Origin of the sequence: Microcoleus sp. PH2017_12_PCY_D_A, assembly GCF_020738565.1 — a bacterium.
In the GTDB taxonomy this organism is placed as follows: domain Bacteria; phylum Cyanobacteriota; class Cyanobacteriia; order Cyanobacteriales; family Microcoleaceae; genus Microcoleus.
This window is the reverse complement of the sequence record NZ_JAEQCI010000023.1, coordinates 35,389-53,910: the sequence shown is the minus strand read 5'-3', so window position 1 is coordinate 53,910 and position 18,522 is coordinate 35,389. Positions and strand designations below refer to the sequence as shown.

Annotated in this window: 15 protein-coding genes; 10 read left to right on the top strand and 5 right to left on the bottom strand. The window is 45.9% G+C overall.

The features are described from left to right. Positions 1-328: 328 nt before the first annotated feature. Complete coding sequence (locus tag JGK39_RS06300; protein WP_293251241.1) at positions 329-1,609, bottom strand: GH25 family lysozyme; 1,281 nt, start codon at positions 1,607-1,609, stop codon at positions 329-331. Positions 1,610-1,720: 111 nt separating this feature from the next. On the opposite strand from JGK39_RS06300, the gene JGK39_RS06295 reads away from it, so the two are divergent. The 3 genes from JGK39_RS06295 (at position 1,721) to JGK39_RS06285 (ending at position 4,419) form a co-directional block, all read left to right on the top strand. Beyond that, on the top strand, positions 1,721-2,215 hold the full coding sequence (locus JGK39_RS06295; protein ID WP_293251247.1) for a DUF427 domain-containing protein: 495 nt from the start codon (positions 1,721-1,723) through the stop codon (positions 2,213-2,215). A gap of 246 nt (positions 2,216-2,461) precedes the next feature. After that, the gene (locus JGK39_RS06290; RefSeq protein ID WP_293251239.1) at positions 2,462-2,995 is read left to right on the top strand and encodes an O-acetyl-ADP-ribose deacetylase; all 534 of its coding nucleotides are present in this window, start codon (positions 2,462-2,464) and stop codon (positions 2,993-2,995) included. Positions 2,996-3,303: 308 nt separating this feature from the next. Then, the gene (locus tag JGK39_RS06285; RefSeq protein WP_293295970.1) at positions 3,304-4,419 is read left to right on the top strand and encodes a GGDEF domain-containing protein; all 1,116 of its coding nucleotides are present in this window, start codon (positions 3,304-3,306) and stop codon (positions 4,417-4,419) included. A gap of 428 nt (positions 4,420-4,847) precedes the next feature. Here the strand turns inward: JGK39_RS06285 and JGK39_RS06280 are convergent, their stop codons facing one another. Beyond that, on the bottom strand, positions 4,848-5,855 hold the full coding sequence (locus JGK39_RS06280; protein WP_293295969.1) for a methyltransferase domain-containing protein: 1,008 nt from the start codon (positions 5,853-5,855) through the stop codon (positions 4,848-4,850). A gap of 786 nt (positions 5,856-6,641) precedes the next feature. Here JGK39_RS06280 and trxB point away from each other — a divergent pair. From trxB to JGK39_RS06250, 6 genes are all read left to right on the top strand, one after another. Next, the gene (gene trxB / locus JGK39_RS06275; RefSeq protein WP_293251233.1) at positions 6,642-8,012 is read left to right on the top strand and encodes a thioredoxin-disulfide reductase; all 1,371 of its coding nucleotides are present in this window, start codon (positions 6,642-6,644) and stop codon (positions 8,010-8,012) included. 419 nt (positions 8,013-8,431) lie between these two features. After that, a complete protein-coding gene (locus JGK39_RS06270; protein WP_293251231.1) occupies positions 8,432-8,770 on the top strand; it encodes a tetratricopeptide repeat protein in 339 nt (112 codons plus the stop codon). 10 nt (positions 8,771-8,780) lie between these two features. Next, positions 8,781-9,665, top strand: a complete 885-nt coding sequence (locus tag JGK39_RS06265) for an ABC transporter permease (protein ID WP_293251229.1) — start codon at positions 8,781-8,783, stop codon at positions 9,663-9,665. Between the two features lie 535 nt (positions 9,666-10,200). After that, positions 10,201-13,218, top strand: a complete 3,018-nt coding sequence (locus tag JGK39_RS06260; protein ID WP_293251227.1) for a tetratricopeptide repeat protein — start codon at positions 10,201-10,203, stop codon at positions 13,216-13,218. 454 nt (positions 13,219-13,672) lie between these two features. Continuing rightward, positions 13,673-13,876, top strand: coding sequence for a hypothetical protein (locus JGK39_RS06255; RefSeq protein ID WP_293251225.1), 204 nt, complete (start codon positions 13,673-13,675; stop codon positions 13,874-13,876). Positions 13,877-14,243: 367 nt separating this feature from the next. Next, on the top strand, positions 14,244-14,405 hold the full coding sequence (locus JGK39_RS06250; protein ID WP_293251223.1) for a hypothetical protein: 162 nt from the start codon (positions 14,244-14,246) through the stop codon (positions 14,403-14,405). Here JGK39_RS06250 and JGK39_RS06245 read toward each other — a convergent pair. After that, positions 14,402-14,932: a hypothetical protein gene (locus JGK39_RS06245; protein WP_293251221.1), complete on the bottom strand. Its 531-nt coding sequence runs from the start codon at positions 14,930-14,932 to the stop codon at positions 14,402-14,404. The genes JGK39_RS06250 and JGK39_RS06245 overlap by 4 nt on opposite strands. A 158-nt stretch (positions 14,933-15,090) precedes the next feature. Here JGK39_RS06245 and rpoD point away from each other — a divergent pair, with 158 nt between their 5' ends. Then, a complete protein-coding gene (gene rpoD / locus JGK39_RS06240; protein WP_293251219.1) occupies positions 15,091-16,260 on the top strand; it encodes an RNA polymerase sigma factor RpoD in 1,170 nt (389 codons plus the stop codon). A 237-nt stretch (positions 16,261-16,497) separates the two neighbouring features. Here rpoD and JGK39_RS06235 read toward each other — a convergent pair whose 3' ends face one another. Together JGK39_RS06235 and JGK39_RS06230 are read right to left on the bottom strand one after the other, a co-directional pair. Continuing rightward, on the bottom strand, positions 16,498-16,650 hold the full coding sequence (locus tag JGK39_RS06235) for a chlorophyll A-B binding protein (protein WP_106150125.1): 153 nt from the start codon (positions 16,648-16,650) through the stop codon (positions 16,498-16,500). Between the two features lie 118 nt (positions 16,651-16,768). Beyond that, positions 16,769-18,109, bottom strand: coding sequence for an ATP-binding cassette domain-containing protein (locus JGK39_RS06230; protein ID WP_366048792.1), 1,341 nt, complete (start codon positions 18,107-18,109; stop codon positions 16,769-16,771). Positions 18,110-18,522 lie beyond the last annotated feature (413 nt).

Here is an 18,522-nt window from a genome sequence, read left to right as displayed (position 1 = left end):
ACACAGCAAGCTTGAGCGTAATCTCTATTTTACGTTTAATTAAGTGGATATACTTAGAGCGATTTTAGCCAGAAGGGTAAAAGCTCAATTACCAATTAAGCTGTTGCGGCATTTAAATTGCATATCAAAAAAAATGAGATTCTTGTGGGATGGGCGTCCCGCCCGTCCTAAATATGCAATGTTTATTGGTGCAACAGCTTACTAATTACCAATCTGTACCCCATACAAATAAGATTGGTTGGTAGTGAGGACTTCAGTCCTCTTAAAAACTTTGAGGACTGAAGTCCTCACTACCAACCCGACAATGGTTATTTTACCGGAAATAATATTACTTGCCGTCACCGCCAGCATTCTGCCATCGGCGAAGAAACTCCGAGAGAATTCTCGGCGAAATTTTCCCTTCCAGCCAATCTAAAGCCTGGTTTTGATTAGGTGCAGCCCGATAAAACTTGCACGCATCTATCAGCCGAATCGGAGAAATTGGGACAGTAGATTGAGCGCGCCACTTTTGTGCAAACTCGGCAATAACAGCCGGCGAAATTTGTTTTTGCAGCCAATCTAAAGCTTGGTCTTGTTCTGCCAAACCGCGATAAAATTTGCCGACATCTATCAATCGCAAATTAGTATCTTGAGGTGCGGCAGTTGTCCGCCACTTTTGAGCAAATTCTCCTAAAACAGAGGTAGAAACTTGACTTTGCAGCCAAATCAAGGCAGTATCTTGGCTAGCGCTAGCTTGATAAGATGAGAATAGCTCAGTCAGCCGCGCGGCTGATATGGGAGTTGGTGTCGGAGTTGGTTTGGGAGTTGGTGTCGGAGTTGGAGGGGGGACAATTACTTTGGGAGATTTTCTCATCAACGCAGCCCAGGTTTTGATGCCTGCCAGGCCGTCTGCATTGAGATTTTGAGATTTTTGAAACGAGATGAGAGCGGCTGTGGTGGTAGCTCCAAATTTGCCGTCCATCGCGCCTTGATAGAAGCCTTTAGTTCTTAATTGCTTCTGGATGTCTGCAACTTTATAATTGATGGCACCTTCTCGGACACTTTCAAAAATATTGGCATCTACATTGCCCGAAACTCCCGATACGGTGCTGGTGTCGCTGTACTGCCAAAAAGTCCAAGTCTTCCAGCCCCCGGGTACCCAAGGTTCCTCGGCACTGGTATAGTGAGCAATCCACAGCGGGTAATCTGCCAACCGCTGTGTCCCGAGGTTGTCCCAGAAACCGGGGTAGGTGTAGATAATTGGTCGCATCAAGGTGGCTTTTTCGACTGCTTCTAGCCAAGTTGTGGCGCGATCGCACAACTCGTCCCCGCTTAAACCGCCTGTAGTTTCCACATCCAAGACTGCCGGCAAATCCCCCGCTTCGAGTTTGACAGTTTTCAAGAACAAATCTATCTGTCCTTGGATGCTGCTTGCCGGTCGAAAAAAGTGGTAAGCACCGCGTTGAATCCCCGCAGCTTTCATTCCCGTCCAATTCCGGGCGAAAGTTTGGGAAACTAACGTTGCACCTTCGGTGGATTTGACAAATGCGAAGAGAATGCCTCCCTTGGCAACTGCTTGCCAATTGACGTTGGGCTGGTAGTCGGAAACATCTATACCGCGAATGCTCATATGATGGAGAGTTGAAGAAAGCTGGTGATTGCCTGAAGTAGCGACTAGACTAAGGGTACATTAAATTGTCACGATAAGTCGCTAATTGTTTTTGGAGGAGAGATTGTGCAAGTGAAGTTCGATCGCATAGAGCCAGGCCCCGGTCAAGAGTCTGTTTGGGATTATCCGCGTCCCCCTCGCCTGGAGGAATCGACCAAACACGTAGAGATAATTTTTAATGAAATGACGATCGCCGACACGCGCCGCGCTCAGCGGGTATTGGAAACAAGTCACCCTCCTGCCTACTATATCTCTCCCGAGGACATCCAAATGGAATATTTGCATAAAACTTCACGGGGATCTTGGTGCGAGTGGAAGGGACAAGCGGGTTATTACACTGTGACGGTAGGGTCGAAGGAAGTTGTAAATGCTGCTTGGTTTTATCCTCATCCCAATCAGGTTTTTGCAGCTATTAAAGATTATGTAGCTTTTTATCCGAGCCTGATGGATGCTTGTTATGTGGACGGGGAATTAGTAGAATCTCAACCGGGGGATTTTTACGGAGGCTGGATTACCAAAGATATTGTCGGCCCTTTTAAGGGAGGAATCGGAACTTGGGGTTGGTGAGGGAATTGTGAAATTGCTGTCAGCATAGCTGCTACTCTCTTCTCTCTCTCTCTCTTTTCTTCTCTTCCTCTGCGTCAATATCGTCCTCTGCGGTTCATAAAAAAAGTCTCGTTCACAAACCAGCAGAGGATTGCCGTACTAACGGCAGATAAATTTGCCCGTCGGAAATTGGGAGAGTTGGGTTTGCATTGCGGGCCCTGTTCCAATTTGTTAAGCTCGATTTGAGATTTAAAATTTTGAATAGCGATGTTAGAACGCATAACAGTTATTGAAGGCGATATTACAAAGCAAGAGGTGGATGCGATCGTCAATGCAGCCAACGAAACTCTTTTGGGAGGCGGCGGTGTTGACGGAGCCATTCACCGGGCGGCCGGCCGCGGTTTGTTGGAAGAATGCAGAAAATTGAATGGCTGTGCGACTGGTGAGGCTAAGATTACTGGCGGTTACAGCCTTCCTTGTCGCTGGGTAATTCACACCGTCGGCCCCGTTTGGAAAATTGGCCCCGTCTCGGAAATTGGTACTCGTCGAGAGGATGAGCTGTTAGCTCGATGTTACCGCAACAGTTTGACTTTGGCCGAGCAGTACAAAATCCGCACAATTGCTTTTCCGGCTATCAGTACGGGCCTGTTTTGTTTCCCCATAGACCGGGCTGCCAAAATTGCTGTGTCTGAAGTTAAGCAGTTTCTCGCCAACAATAGCTCGATCGACCAAGTGCTTTTGGTTTGTTTCGGACGATCGGTCTGTGAGTGTTATTTGAATGCCCTCCAGGAAATAGTTTAGATTGTTTAGGTCGATCGAACTCCTGCATTTGGCAGCTTTCATACAACATATTCAAATCGGATACATCTTTATAATTAAACACCAACAGTAAAAGCCAACAGTAAAAAATCGAGTAATAATTCAACAAATCCATAATTAAGTGAGGATGAATCAATGCAATGCAGCCACTGCCGAAGTTAACGAATCAGCCGCTCCTCAAACAAACACTGTAGTCAAGAATACAGCCAATGCTCATCAATAAATGTTAAGATAATTTAAGAGCTGACACTAGATTTGTTGCTGCTGTATTGTTCATTCGGATATGCGCTGTGTCTGTGGAATTTATCGCGCCATCTAACTTCCCTGAAAAACCACCCGAAAATTTAACTTTAGAGTCTACTCTTAAGGATTTGGCTGTCTTTGATTTTCAGATTGAAGCTTCATTCCTAGCCAAAGAAGTAGCTCGGTTGTTTCAATCTCACCCCCTGCTTCCGGGAGTTATCTTGACCGTAAATGGAGATTTTTTAGGAATGATATCGCGCAGGCGATTTATGGAAAGGATGAGTCGCCCATACGGAGTAGATATATTTGCTTGCAGACCAATTCTGGCTTTGTATCAAATAGCTCAAACCGATACTTTGATTTTACCAGAAGTAGCCTTAATTGTCATGGCTGCTCAGCGAGCCGTGCAGCGGCCGCCGGAACTACTTTACGAGCCGATTGTTGTGCAGTTAGCACCTCAAGTTTACCGACTGTTAGACGTGCATCAAGTATTGGTAGCTTTAGCTCAAATTCACCAACAAGCTACTTGGTATATTAGCGAGCTTTATTACAATTTATCGGTAATACAATCTGAACTAGAAGCAGCTAATTCTCAATTAAAAACAGCTAATTCCGAATTGTATCGCCTTGCTAACTCCGATGGTTTAACTTTGGTAGCAAACCGCCGCTGTTTTAACGAATATTTAGATAAAACATGGCAGAGATTGGGACAAGAAGCAGCAGAAATATCTTTGATTTTATGTGATATTGACTTTTTTAAGAAATACAACGATAGTTACGGACATCAGGCGGGAGATGCTTGTTTGCAGCAGGTAGCACAAAAAATTGTTGAGGCGGTAAATGACTCGGCAGGCGAAGTTTCGGAGGAAATGCTGGTGGCTCGTTACGGAGGTGAAGAATTTGCGGTAATTTTGCCTCGAACTTCACCAAAGATTGCTGTCTCGATTGCAGAACATATTAGAGTCTCGGTGAAAAAACTGGCAATTGAAAATATTAACTCACCAGTGTCTGCTTGTGTTACACTGAGTTTGGGAGTAGCGAGTACGGTTCCTGGACCGACAATCTCAAAAAAAGATTTGATTGCAGCAGCCGACTGTTCGCTTTATCAAGCTAAAGACAGAGGGCGCGATCGGGTAATCTTCGGTACTATAAAGTTAGATTGAGTAGATAAGCGGCAAAAACTGGTTTGTAGTAAGGACTTTAGTCCTCCTCAAAATTTCAAAAGTCGATCGAGCAGACAAGCGGCAAAAATTGGTTCGTAGTAAGGACTTTAGTCCTCCTCCAAATTTCAAAAGTCGATCGAGCAGATAAGCGGCAAAAATTGGTTCGTAGTAAGGACTTTAGTCCTCCTCCAAATTTGCCAAGTAGATGGAGACAAGCGGCAAAAATTGGTTCGTAGTAAGGACTTTAGTCCTCCTCCAAATTTCAAAAGTCGATCGAGCAGACAAGCGGCAAAAATTGGTTCGTAGTAAGGACTTTAGTCCTCCTGAAAATTTGAGGACTAAAGTCCTCACTACGAACAACTTTCATGGGATAGGAGATAATTCTGGAGCGAGTAGGAAAAATTTAGTTCGATCGCACAATCCACACTTTACATCCAAGCGCGCTCGGCCGTCCAATGCCTGTCCGAAGATTCATAAATCCTCAACCCATGCAATCCGGCATTTTGCATCATCGTCTCAACTTCATCCAGCGTAAAAGCCGCTTGCAGCGAATCGCCGAACAATTGTTTCTGATGCGAATTGCAATCTGCGGCGTACATCTGAACTAAATTATCCCTGGTTATCTCATCGAGAGGCCTCAGTAAATCCCGCAAAAATATTGCTCCGTTCGGTTTCAACACTCGCTTGACTTCCTGGAAAAACGGCAGCGGGTCGGGCAAATGGTGGATAATGCTGTTGGAAATCACCATGTCAAAATAGCGATCGGGATAAGGCATGGCTTTAGCATCAACTAATTCTAGATTAATTTGCGATCGAACTCCCGCTTTTTCCACATTTTCCAGTCCTAGCTTCAGCATATTTGCCGACAAATCGATGCAAGTCAACTCCCAAGCCGGACGCATTTGAGCAAGGGCGATCGGGATTCTCGCCGTACCAGTCCCAGCATCCAAGATTTTCCCACACATCGGCCCGAGAGATCTCGCACTTTTAGCAAAAGCAGCATTCACCTCAGTAAAATCCATCGAGTCGTACTCGACAGCTTCTTCCCAAGTATCCATAACCTCCGGTTCTAGAACGCGCTGCATAAAATTCGTCTGATTATCGGACATTTCCAGATACGGACTCAGTTTCGCCTGCAAAATCTCGACCAACTCGGGTTCCATATATCTGTAATTATCGGGGATTTGCAGGCAAATAACCTTCTTGCCTTTAAGACTGTCGGGAAATTTGCTGCCAAGTCGATCGCTGTGCTTCTTTTCCATCACAAATATTAGATCTGCCCAGCCAATCAAACCCTCAGTTACTCTAATTCTCGCACCTTTTTCCGTTCCAGCCGATCGCACGCTGTACCCTCTAATTTTCTGGCATATTTTCTCGGCAGTCAAACTCCTCCACTTATTCTGGCTGCACACAAACAATATCTTGGTTTTATCCATCAGACACAAGTACAAAATTCTCTGTTAATTGTGGCACGGGCGTCCCGCCTGTGCGATGGATCGGTTAGTCTTTTCGACGCGGAGGAATTCCTATGATTGAACCGCGAAGACGCGAAGAACACGAAGAAGAAGAAGAAGAAGAAGTAGTAGTAGATAATCTTCTGCTGGGAAGAAAGTAAAAATCTCGATCGCATTTTTCCCCGATCGCGCATTACATATCACAAACACTGTTTTTTGTCAAATTAACCCAAATTTACGTTACAATTCTTAAACCGTAAAATGCGTATTTCGCATAAAAAATTGTAGATATTACATTTACAAAATTGATAATTTTACGGTTTTAAAGGGTTTCAGGCTTAAAATCAAAAATTAGTCATAGCACCCCTTGAGTATCGGAATTGTATAATAGCTCAAACGGCGCAAATTCGTCAAGCAAATGAGAATGGAATCAATAGTGAAGGGGGGTAATTTTGGGGGTTTTGGGAAATTGATTGAACATTTAAAATAAAATTAGTTTTAGTATCATTTTTGCTTATCAAACTAGCTTTAATTGTCCCGATCGCCCTCATTCCCTGAAAAATAGTAGATACACTCGATCGCACCATCGCATCAACCTAAGTGAAAAAAAAGAATGCAACTGTAAGCAAGCTGCAAACCCATACAAAATCAATCATTGCCAGTCTAAAGTCTAAAATCTAAAATCTAAAATCTAAAATCGTATAGCCTCAAGCTTTAAATCTGCTACAATAAATTAAACGAAGTCGTTATGAGTTCAGCTAAATAGCTATGACCAAGGAAACCGTAGAAAACCTAGTAATTATCGGCTCTGGCCCAGCAGGCTACACAGCAGCCATCTACGCCGGGAGAGCCAACCTGAAACCCATAGTCTTTGAAGGCTACCAAACCGGAGGCATCCCCGGCGGTCAACTGATGACCACCACAGAAGTCGAAAACTTCCCCGGCTTTCCCGAAGGCATCACCGGGCCGCAACTGATGGATCGGATGAAAGCTCAAGCAGTGCGCTGGGGTGCGGAGTTATACACGGAAGATGTAACTTACGTCGATTTGAGCCAGCGTCCGTTTACAGTGCGATCGGAAGACCGAGAAATCAAAACCCACGCCATAGTAATCGCTACAGGCGCGACTGCCAAAAGGTTGGGTTTGCCTAGCGAGCACGTATTTTGGAGTCACGGCATTTCTGCCTGTGCGATTTGCGACGGCGCTACCCCAATTTTTAAAGGAGTAGATTTAGCTGTCATCGGCGCGGGCGATACGGCAGCGGAAGAATCTATTTATCTGACAAAATACGGCTCTCACGTCCACATGCTGGTGCGGCGCGATCGGATGCGCGCTAGCAAAGCCATGCAAGACCGAGTGCTGAGCAATCCTAAAATTACCGTCCACTGGAACACCGAAGCCGTGGATATTTTGGGAGTGCCGGGAGGCAAAATGGACGGGGTGAGACTGAGAAATATTGAAACCGGTGCCGAGAGCGATTTGCTGGTGAAGGGTTTGTTTTACGCGATCGGTCACACTCCCAACACTCAACTGTTCCAAGGTCAACTAGAACTCGACGAAGTAGGCTATATTGCCACCAAACACGGTTCGGTAGAAACCAGCGTCGAGGGAGTTTACGCCGTGGGCGACGTGCAAGACCACGAGTTTCGCCAAGCCATCACTGCGGCCGGCAGCGGCTGTATGGGGGCGATGCTCGCAGAGCGCTGGCTGTCGTCCAACGGTTTAATGCAAGAATTTCATCAAGCCGAGGAATCCGATCGACCACCCGCCGCGCCGGAAGCTCCCAAAGTCCGCAAAACCAGCGAGAATTTTGATATCAACGACACCCGCCACGAAGGAGGTTTTGCTCTGCGGAAGTTGTTCCACGAGAGCGATCGGCTGATTGTGGTCAAATACTCGGCTCCGAGTTGCGGCCCCTGCCACAGTCTCAAACCGATTTTGAGCAAAGTAGTAGACGAGTTCGATGGCAAAATTCACTATGTGGAAATTGACATCGAAGAAGATCCGGAAATTGCTGAAAATGCTGGCGTGATTGGTACGCCGACGATTCAGTATTTTAAAGATAAGGCTTTGGTGACTGAGCTCAAGGGAGTTAAGCCGAAAAGCCAGTACCGCGAGTTAATTGCCAGCAATTTGTAAGATTGTGTCTGTAGAGAATGACCGCAATCGCATTGGCTCGTAGTCAGGACTTCAGTCCGCGCTTTCGGAAGGACTAAAGTCCTGACTACGAACCTGAAGGACTAAAGTCCTGACTACGAACCTGAAGGACTAAAGTCCTGACTACGAACCTGAAGGACTAAAGTCCTCACTACGAACCTGAAGGACTAAAGTCCTCACTACGAACCTGGTCGATCGCCTGCGATGATGTTTGATAAAATTAGAGTGACGCCGTTTTGGCGTTGCTGATTTACGGTAGGAAAGGCTAAATATACCAGTCATGGAAACCAGTATCGACAAAGCTTGGGGATTTTCAACTTGTTTTTTTCATACCCCGATTAAGCAACGCCGTTTTTACTTTAGCAGGGCGATCGCTCCAAAATAAAGACTATGAAACAACCGTGTTACTTTGTCAGCGAGGTCTAGAATGGTGTCCCAACTATCCTCCCCTAAATTATATAGCTGGCATGACATTAATTAATTTAGGATTTCCGTTAGGTGCCGTTGCTTACTTTGAGAATTGCCTGAAACTGGGCAAAGATAGCAGCTACTATAAAGGAGAACCTTTCGAGCCAAGTTTCACTACCACCGACCCGGCTTGCTGTTTGGGTCTAGCTTATATTAACCTGAAGCGCTGGTCGGATGCAGTATCGGCATTTGAACTAGCGCTGACTTTCGATGAAAACTGTACAGCAGCCCAGGAAAATTTAGCAAAAATTAGACTAATGTTCGCTGAGTAAATAGCTAAAAATGACACTAACCAAAATTCAGTTACCGCGATTTCTCAACATTGCCTCACCGTCAAGCCTGTCAATGAAAATGATGTGGGCGGGTTTGGCAATAACTGCCTTATTTATCATAGTAGCAACCTTGTCTCCGGCAATGCAAGCTTGGGGATGGCTGCAAAATCCTACCGATGCTTTGATTAACCCGATTCACGAACCGCCGTCGGCGAATTATTGGTTTGGTACCAGCCGCAGCGGCTACGATGTTTTTTCGCGCACGCTGTTTGCTTCGCGGGCGGCTTGGCAAGTCGTGATTTTAGCGACAGCGTTGAGTTTGTTTGTCGGAGTGCCGCTGGGTTTGGTTAGCGGTTATTTGGGCGGAAAGCTCGATCGCGCGCTGTTATTTTTAATGGATACAATTTATACGTTGCCGGGATTGCTGCTTTCCTTAACTTTAGCATTTGTCGTGGGAAAAGGAGTATTGAATGCTGCGATCGCCCTGAGCATTTCCTACATCCCTCAATACTACCGCGTCGTCAGGAATCACACCGCCAGCGTCAAAACCGAATTATTTGTCGAAGCCGCCCGCGCCATGGGTGCAGACACTTGGACAGTGCTGTCGCGCTACTTATTTCTCAACGTGATTCAGAGCGTACCGGTGCTGTTCGCGCTCAACGCCGCCGATGCCATTTTAACATTAGGAGGTTTAGGATTTCTCGGTTTAGGACTTCCCGAAGAAACCCCCGAATGGGGACACGATTTGCGCTTAGCTTTAGACGCCCTACCTACCGGTATTTGGTGGACAGCTTTGTTTCCCGGTTTAGCCATGACTTTAATGGTAGTCGGACTGTCTTTGGTGGGAGAAGGATTGAACGAATTTGTCAATCCCCGCCTCCGCAACCAACAGTAATACGAAAGATTGGTTCGTAGTGAGGACTTCAGTCCTTTCTTCTCTCATGAATCGATCGCTAAAAAAGGTTCGTAGTAAGGACTTCAGTCCTTTCTTTCCCGAGGACTTTATCTCCTAAAAAAGGTTCGTAGTAAGGACTTCAGTCCTTTCTTTCCCGAGGACTTTATCTCCTAAAAAAGGTTCGTAGTGAGGACTTCAGTCCTTTCTTTCCTCAGGAATTTAGCTCTAAAAAAGGTTCGTAGTAAGGACTTCAGTCCTTTCTTCTCTCATGAATCGAGTGCTAAAAAAGGTTCGTAGTAAGGACTTCAGTCCTTTCTTCTCTCATGAATCGAGCGCTAAAAAAGGTTCGTAGTAAGGACTTCAGTCCTTTCTTCTCTCATGAATCGAGCGCTAAAAAAGGTTCGTAGTGAGGACTTCAGTCCTTTCTTCCCTCAGGAATTTAGCTCTAAAAAAGGTTCGTAGTAAGGACTTCAGTCCTTTCTTTTATGAGGACTAAAGTCCTCACTACGAACCATTTAAGAACCAAACGCAAAAGATGGAATACCAAAGATTTCTCGAACAAATATCCGAGTTGTACAATAACTGGGGACAACCGCAAGCCGAACCAAAGTCCCATCAATTTCAGCAAATAATCAACTCACTTCAAACCACAACGACAGCCAATGCAATGCAGTTGCTAAATTGGGCTGTCGAATGTATGTCTCCCGATGAAATTTACTGCGAAATCGGCTGCTTTCAAGGCGGAAGCTTAATCGGTACGCTGCTAAATCATGCAGAAATAACAGCTTGTGCCGTTGATGACTTTTCGGAATTTGATACTTTTGGCGACAGCAGCGATAATTTAGGACAAAACTTAGCCAATTTTAATATATCAGAACAAGTTTTCTTTTGCAATCAAAATTTTGAGGAATTTTTCTGGGATTTGCGGGAAATACAATCACCCGATCGCATTGGTGTATTATTTTATGATGCCGCTCATGATTATCGATCGCACTTACTAGCTTTACTGTTATCCAAACCGTTTTTAGCAGACTCGGCACTGATTGTCGTCAGCAATAGCAATTGGGAAACTCCGCGTCAAGCCAACTGGGATTTTGTCGTCGCTAATCCTCAATGCCAACTGCTGCTAGATTTTTCAGCGCCTGAATTTAGCAATGCTTGGAATGGCTTGCAGGTTTTCAGTTGGGATGTCAATACATCCGGCAATTACGAGCGGTCAACTTTTCAGCAATTGCGAAATCGAGATGCGATTCAATCAATTTACGATTTGCAGCAATCCGACCGGAAAAATATCGCACAAGAACTGTACAGTCAAGCTTTAAACCTGCACCAAGCCGGACAATTTATCGCAGCAGAGGAGAAGTACAAGCAAGTTTTGCAGTACGATCCAAATCAAGTAGATGCTTGGCAAAATCTCGGTATACTTTATTATGCCACAGACCGGTATCGAGAAGCGCAACAGGTGCTGAGCGAATGTTTGGCAGTGGATTCCTCCGTAGCTGGCACTCATTACAGCTTGGGTTTGGTCTTGGAAAAAACCGGGGATGTTATCGGTGCCGTCACAGCTTATCGAGAGGCGATCGCCCTCGAACCCAACTGCATTGATGCTTATAATAATTTAGGTAATATTTTAGGACAAATCGGTAATATTAATCAAGCTGAGTCAATTTACCGTCAAGCGATCGCACTTAATCCCGCTCATTTTGGCAGCTACCTGAATCTGGGCAATTTGCTGCTGTCGCAAACCGAAGTCGATCGCGCGATCGAGCTTTACGAAACTGCCCTGCAATTGCAGCCCGATGCTGCTGAAGTTGTCGCCAATCTCGAATTTGCCCGCCGTCTCAAAAATGACCCAATTCAAGCATACCTTTATTTTGGCAGCGATTGCTACGGGCGCGGCGAATACCAACAAGCCGTTATCGAGTACAGGAAATTTTTAGAAGTTCAAACAGGCGACCTTCAATTATACTTAAATTTGGCTGAGTGTTACCAACATTTAGAGGAATATGCAGCCGCCATTCAAGTTTGCCGGGAGGCGATCGAGCTTTATCCAGCAGGCGCCAGTCTTTACCGCAATTTAGTCTTGGCCTCTCTGGCATCCGGGAGAACTTCAGAAGCGATCGCAGTTGCGGTTGATGGGTCGAGTTTATTTCCCGAAGACTGCTTTTTTAATCCGGGACAGTATTTAATTCTGCCGGTGATTTATGAAAGTGTAGAGGAAATAGCTGTTTATCGCGATCGGTTCGAGACGGGAATCAAACAGTTAATCCAACAAACCAACCTCGATACAGATGCAGGCAAACAAAAAGCTTTAACAATTATCAGTCAGCACACCAACTTTTTTCTAGCTTATCAAGGCGGCAACGACTTAGATATCCAGAAACAGTACGGGCAATTTGTTCGCAAAGTCATGGCTGCAAACTATCGGCAGTGGGCAAAGGATTTACCGCTACCTCCCCCCAGCAAAAGCGGCAAAATTCGCATCGGCTACATCTCTGGCTGCTTGTGGGGACATACAGTGGGCAAATTAACCCTCGGCTGGCTGCAACAGGGCAGCAGCGAATTTGAAATCTATTGCTATCAAATTACCGAGACGCAAGACAACTTTACTCAACAGTTCCGATTTTACAGCGATACCTTCCACTACATCCCCGGCAACTTAGAATTAATCTGCCAACAAATTATTGCTGACCAATTACACGTACTGGTATTCCTCGATATTGGGCTGCAACCGCAAATAACTCAACTTGCCGCCTTGCGCCTTGCTCCCATTCAGTGTACCTCTTGGGCGCACCCGGTGACTTCAGGATTGCCCACGGTCGATTACTTCCTCTCCAGCGATTTGATGGAACCGGAAAATGCAGTTTTGCATTATTCAGAAAAATTAATTCGCTTGCCGAATATTGGCATTTCTTACCCGCAGCCAGTGATTCCTGCAGCAACGGCCACCCGTGCAAATTTTGGCCTGCGGGAGAAGGCTGTTGTTTACCTCTGCTGTCAAACTCTCTGCAAATACCTGCCGCAACACGACTATATTTTCGCGGAAATTGCCCGACAGGTTCCTCAAGCTCAGTTTGCTTTTATATCGCGTCCGAATGTTGATATTGGTAAACTGTTTCAGCAGCGCCTCCAGCGGACTTTTGCTAAGTACGGTTTGGATAGCGCTGATTTTTGCGCGATTTTACCTAAAATGGATGAGAAAGCTTATTGGAATCTTCAACTTTTGTCTGATGTTTTTCTCGACAGTTTCGGTTGGTCTGGAGGCCACACGACTTTGGAAGCGATCGCGTGCAATTTACCTGTTGTCACTTGTCCGGGAGAATTTATGCGGGGCCGCCATTCCTCTGGGATTTTGCAAATGCTGGGAGTGACCGAAACAGTTGCTCAAACCGCAGCAGAATACGTAGAAATAGCTGTGAGGCTGGGGTTAGAATCGGAATGGAGGCAGAGTATTGCCGATCGAATTTCGCAACGACAAGGGCGTCTGTACGGCGACAAAACTTGCGTCGCAGCCCTTGAAGCTTTTTATTATGGTGCAGTTGAGGCAGTTTAATTATTCGATCGCGGTTGTCGGAGATTTCGACTCGCCCAGGGGTGATTGACTGCGGAACAGGAGTGGCGATCGCGATCGGTTGCACAGTTGTTTTTAATAGGGTAATGTTGAGGGCCAATTTTTTGTCCTTGGCGCCAGCCTTTATACTTAAGCCCGAGCCTGGTTTTGCCGCTCTTTGTTTCCCAACAGAATACAACTGTTTTGTCCGATCCCAGCGCCGATCCCATGAATCATTCCCATGCCCAATCCCCAATCTTTCATCTAAAATAGTATGAGTTGGCTTTAAATATAGCAGGTCGTTCCGTAATATTACTTAGAATTGTGGAGAAAGGCTTCATGGCGTCTTTATATTGCAGCGGATATTTTTTAAGCAAGTATAAAGTTGCACGTCTTTTCAACAACCAGGTCAGACAATTTTCGATTTGAGATTTTCGATGGAATCAGCTATATCATAATGGTTGGGATTGCGGGTATACTGTCGCATTTTTTGAGGGAACAGGTGTCGGTAGAACGGCTAGCTGCTCTCTTGGGCTTGGAGTTTCTCAAATCCATCGAGTGCAGCGCCATCAAGGCGATCGCCGATCGGGAAGATCTACCTTGGCGAGATCGAGCTAAACTTAGTAATATTCGACTTAAGTTGTTTGTGAGATTAAAATGAATGTAGATATTAGCTAAAGAGACGAGCAATACCTGAGCAGTTCGCTGCGTAACAATTACCGCACGAGGGAACTCTTAGCAAACTGTCTCATTCTGGCTGTTATCGCTCAGACAGCAAAGCTCACACGCAAGCTTAAATGAGAATGTGACGTTACGAACTTAATGTGATGTAATGTCAAAAGCAGGCCCAATTTTTCAAAATTGAGCTAACTTAACAAAGACAGCCCCTGTTGCACTACTAAACCCGCAACGCTTCATTGGGGGCGATCGTCGGTCTCTCATCCAGAGTTGCCGGCTTACAACTAAAGCTCGCAAGCTTTATTCAATCGCAGATTGCGTATGATTCTATTCAGGGAAACAGGGTAAAGATGGGTGCACCTACACGGATTGTATTGGTCTCAATTCCGGCAAGTCAAAAATTGTCTGCTAACTCTTTGGCAGACTGCGCCGCAGCTTTTAACCCAGATATCCACACAAAACAGCGCCGTTCGATCGCGCCCAAGTTTTTCCGGGCCGTTCTCAGGATTTAGCTGAGCAAGACATGAGTCAGTATTGTCAAGCTAAGCTGACAAAGTTTTCTAGGTTCTTGACAAAAAACGGAAAATAGCTTCCATTTTTTGTGAGAACGGCTACAATCATAAGGGTCTTTGCAAGATCCGATTCTCACAGTGTGGTGCTTCGACTCTCTGCTGTTAAATTTGACGCAGCAGAACCGCATCCAAGGTGGCGAAAATTTGCCGTGCAACTGTGATGTCTGACGACCAGAGTAAAGCAGCAAGCAAATCAAAATTTGGACACCCATAACATAAAAGTTAGAGGGTTCCGTGCCAGAAAACTTGTACGGGTAAAACATCGAAGTACCGAGTAAAAAAGCCAGTATTTTTTGAGGTGCGATCGCATCTCCGGGTTTTCTATTCTGGGCTAGGTATCGCAGATAATGCGTTAACTCGCCCAAACAAGAAAAAGCCGCACGCTCAATCCGAGGTTGCGACGTTAAAGTATGCGATCGAGTGAATGCGCTGGCTACTTCTTTCCCAGAACTCGAACTTTGACTCATAAAATTGGTGCAGTTTCGGTCACTGCTTCATTTAGCAGACCGAAAATCCCACGATTTCTTCCTGCGTCCATGTCAATACTGGCTAACTTGTCTAAACTACAAACAGACACTATTCCACTGTTATTTATTCTTTAATTCAGGAGCATGAGGAAGGCGGCATGATCCAGGCTAACACCGTACTCGAAACCAAAATTACACCCACAATGGAAACAATCGAGTTGCTTAGGAACGCCGAAAGCGTTCTACCGGAAAGCGAGTTGGAACTCTTTATCGACGAAGAAGACGATCGAGAAGATTTTCTAGACTCTCAATCTGAGGAGGACGACACTAAAGCTGGCAAAGGCGCGAAAGCCCGCCGTCGGGCTCAGGCAAAGAAAAAGCATTATACTGAAGACTCTATTCGTCTTTACCTGCAAGAAATCGGTCGGATTCGACTGTTGCGAGCTGACGAAGAGATTGAACTCGCCCGCAAGATTGCAGATTTGCTGGAATTAGAGCGAGTTCGAGAACAACTTCTCGAAGAGTTGGACCGCGAACCCAAAGACAACGAATGGGCTACTGCTGTAGAGATGGCACTACCTGCTTTCCGTCACCGACTCCACGTCGGGCGGCGCGCCAAGGAGAAGATGGTGCAATCAAACCTGCGTTTGGTGGTGTCGATCGCCAAAAAGTACATGAATCGCGGTTTGTCTTTCCAAGATTTGATTCAAGAAGGCTCTTTGGGTCTGATCCGGGCCGCTGAAAAATTCGATCACGAAAAAGGCTACAAGTTTTCCACCTACGCAACTTGGTGGATACGTCAAGCCATCACCAGAGCAATCGCCGATCAATCCCGGACTATCCGCCTCCCGGTTCACCTTTACGAAACCATCTCGCGGATCAAGAAAACTACCAAGCTGCTTTCTCAGGAAATGGGCCGCAAGCCTACGGAAGAAGAAATCGCCACCAAAATGGAGATGACGATCGAGAAATTGCGCTTTATTGCTAAATCTGCACAGTTGCCAATTTCTTTAGAAACTCCGATCGGCAAAGAGGAAGACTCGCGCCTGGGAGACTTTATTGAATCTGACGGGGAAACGCCAGAAGATCAAGTCTCAAAGAACTTGCTCAGGGAAGATTTGGAAAGCGTTTTGGATACTCTCAGCCCCCGAGAACGGGATGTACTGAGGCTGCGTTACGGCTTAGACGACGGACGGATGAAGACCTTGGAGGAAATTGGTCAAATCTTTAACGTCACTCGCGAGAGGATTCGCCAAATCGAAGCTAAAGCCCTGCGGAAGTTGCGCCATCCCAATCGCAACAGCATCTTAAAAGAATATATCCGCTAGAGCATTTCTGTCGCATCACCCAAAAGAGTGATTTACTCTTTTGGGGTGGAACCCCCTATCCCAAAAAGACCGCTCGCTGTTAAACATTGTACTGCTCAATGCACGGCTGCAATTCGCTATTTGCTGCGAGTCGATCGCCGTGCCAAAATTGGGCTGCTTAAATCGCTTGGGCAAAATTTTGGGAGTCCCTGATGGAACTCCCAACCTTTGCAGTGTCTGAAAATCTTAACTAGAAAATTAGATCAGACCCCAGAAGTGAAGCAAGCCTTGACCGGAAACCAATTCAATGATGACAGCGGCAGAGAAACCAATCATTGCTAAACGACCGTTCCAATTTTCAGCTCCTTCGCTGAAGCCCCAGTTCCAAGCGTTGCGTTTTTGTTCTTGCATAGTATGAACTCTCTTCGTTAACTTTTGTAAGGCTTATGTAAATTAATATAACAGTCACTTGAAAAAAAAGCAAGTTTGTGGAATGTGATTTCGGTAACAACGATCGCTGTGATTTTACCTACCGAGGAAAAATCGCCAATTCGGTATCAGGATCGAACAGGTGAATTTTATCATGGGCGATCGCCAGCCAAAGCTCCTCACCAACACGGATCGATCGCTCAGGAGGAACCCGCACCTGCATCCGCACAGCCGGATCCTCAGTCAAACACACCCGCAAATAAGTTTCGTGTCCCAAAGCCTCCACAATTTCCACTTGTACCGACAGATTTTTGGTAGCAGGAGGGTGAATGCTCAGATGTTCCGGGCGGATGCCCAAAATGAGGCCTCGCCCGTCATATTTTTGTAGATTTTTCGCCCAAATATCGGGCAAAGTAAAGCGAAATTGCGGGTGAGAAATCAACAGCGGGGCGGTAAACTGCACCTGCAAAAAATTCATCGGCGGAGAACCGATAAACTCAGCCACAAACAGATTCGCCGGCTTGTTGTAAAGCTCTAGAGGCTTAGCGACTTGCTGAAGCTGGCCAGCATTCATAATCGCAATGCGATCGCCCATAGTCATCGCCTCAGTTTGGTCGTGAGTCACATAAATAGTGGTAGTGCCCAATTGCCGCTGTAACTGCACAATTTGCGATCGAGTTTCCGCTCTCAACTTCGCATCAAGATTTGATAGCGGTTCGTCCATCAAAAACACTGCGGGATTTCGAGCCATCGCCCTACCCAAAGCCACCCGCTGCTTTTGTCCTCCCGAAAGTTGTTTCGGTAAGCGATTTAAAAGCGGTTCTATTTGCAATAATTGAGCTACCGCCCGGACTCGTTCTCCTACCGCCTTTTCCCGTTCCGACAAATAGCGCAAACCGAGAGGAAGCTTGCGAGTTGTTCCCACTAAAAAGTCCTCCCCTAAAGTATATATTCGCTCGTTGTTTACAGTATGAGAAGCTAAATAATTAATCACCTCTTTTACTTGATTCCTAATTTTTTCTACCTTCTCCCTGCTTGTTTTTTCTGCGTCTTTCTCTTCTCCCGACTTCCCTCTTCCTTCTTCCCTCTTCCTTCTTCCCTCTTCCTTCTTCCCTCTTCCTTCTTCCCTCTTCCTTCTATCCGTTACATCCGTTACAAAAGAAGCGGACGTACCTTCTTCCTTCTGTGAGCGGCGCAATCCAAAGGCGAGATTATCGTAGACTGTTAAGTGAGGGTAGAGAGCATAATTTTGAAATACCATAGCGATATCTCGGTCTTTAGGAGGCAAATCGTTAACGAGCCGATCGCCAATCCAGATATTACCGGCTGTCAAAACTTCCAAACCAGCGATCGATCGCAGCAAAGTGCTTTTTCCGCAGCCAGAAGGCCCCACCAACACCATGAATTCCCCGTCTTTGACGGTCAGGTTAATCCGCCGCAAAACAGTGTTAGACGAAGAGCTAGGAGTCTCTGTTGAGACGCTTGGGGCGATGTTGTTTGCTACTTTTTCCTGTTCTCCTTGGCCCAGGGGAAAACTTTTGTAGATATTTTCTAATACAACTTGCGCCATCAGACGATTTTAGATTTTAGAACTTATGCACAACCGACCTATGTAGGGTGCGCAATGCGCACCTTACCGCTATAATTCGCGCGTCAAACCTCTTTTTACATCCAGGACTAATTTGGTAATTGGCAATTGGCATATTGAAGGAGGAAGTTCGGTAACGAGCAGTGTACAGAATTGAAATCATTTAACGGATGGATGTTGAAGTCAGAAGTCAGATTAATTCCCCCATGCCCACGGAGCCCCATGCCCACGGAGCCCCATGCCCACGGAGCCCCATGCCCCATACC